This is a genomic window from Endozoicomonas sp. ONNA2 (assembly GCF_024606365.1).
Classification (GTDB): Bacteria; Pseudomonadota; Gammaproteobacteria; order Pseudomonadales; family Endozoicomonadaceae; genus Endozoicomonas.
In genome coordinates this window covers 1-1,091 of record NZ_JAHHPO010000761.1, presented here as the reverse complement: position 1 = coordinate 1,091, position 1,091 = coordinate 1, and the positions used below count along the sequence as shown (strand labels likewise).

Here is a 1,091-nt window from a genome sequence, read left to right as displayed (position 1 = left end):
GCCCTTCGACAGGCTCAGGACGAACGGAGTTTCGAGGCTCAGAAATGTCGGAATTGTTTCAGGCCAATTCCCGGGAAGATTACTTGATCACTTTTAAATGCGGACGCCCCGGCTTTTTCGGTGGCTGGGGAGGTTCTTCATCAGGTACTTCTGTCTGGGCCTCCTCCACTGCCTGGTGCTCATCAAGCGGTTCCACCTCAAAGACCATTCCCTGACCATTCTCCTGGGCATAAATAGCCATCAATGCCGGCACAGGCACAGTAATCGTCAGGGCGCGACCACCGAAACGGCCGTCAAAAATGATGTAATCATTACTGATATTCAGAGCCCGCACCGCCGTTGGCGAGATGTTCAGAACAATCTGGCCATCCTTGACGAACTCTTGGGGAACCTCAACGCCACGGCGATAGGCATCCACCAGAATATAAGGTGTGCAATCATTATCAAGAATCCATTCATACAGTGCTCTGGCAATATACGAACGGCTACTGGTCATTGTCATAACAGCCTCCGGACAAACAATTAACGCCGCATGCCAGGTTACTCACGCATTTCTTTTTCGATTTCAGAAAGGCTTTCCTGCAACGACTCACGCTCAAATAAACGCTCAGCATAGTCCAGAATCGACTTACCCTGTTTCGGCAATTCAACACCGAGCAACGGCAAACGCCAGAGTATCGGTGCCACATAGCAGTCCACCAGAGTAAACTCTTCACTCATGAAGAACGGCATTTCAGCAAAAACAGGCTCAACCGCCAGCAGGCTCTCCCGCAACTCCTTACGGGCACGGGCCGCCGGTGTCTCTCTGGTTTTAGGGTCCAGAATGGCATCCACCAGGACACACCAGTCTTTTTGAATGCGGTGCATGATGAGACGGCTCTGGGCTCGGCTGACCGGATAAACCGGCAGCAGCGGTGGGTGTGGGAAACGTTCGTCCAGATATTCCATCATGACGTTGGGCTCATAAAGAACCAGCTCCCGGTCAACCAGCGTAGGTACGTTGTTGTAGGGGTTCAGATCGGCAAGCTCCCTGGGAAGGTTTTCCGGATTGACATTCTGAACGTCAACAGCAACGCCCTTTTCTGCCAGGA

The 1,091-nt window shown here is 52.2% G+C and carries 2 protein-coding genes; both read right to left on the bottom strand.

The features are described from left to right. Positions 1-79 precede the first annotated feature (79 nt). On the bottom strand, positions 80-496 hold the full coding sequence (locus tag KDK14_RS13555; protein ID WP_257265697.1) for a ClpXP protease specificity-enhancing factor: 417 nt from the start codon (positions 494-496) through the stop codon (positions 80-82). A gap of 44 nt (positions 497-540) precedes the next feature. Further along, positions 541-1,091, bottom strand: a 551-nt coding sequence (locus tag KDK14_RS13550) for a glutathione S-transferase N-terminal domain-containing protein (RefSeq protein WP_257265696.1), incomplete at its 5' end; no start/stop codon positions are given.

Bases quoted from the DNA above. Each gene is read 5' to 3' on its own strand.
- KDK14_RS13555 (WP_257265697.1), bottom strand. From the start codon at position 496: ATGACCAGTAGCCGTTCGTATATTGCCAGAGCACTGTATGAATGGATT.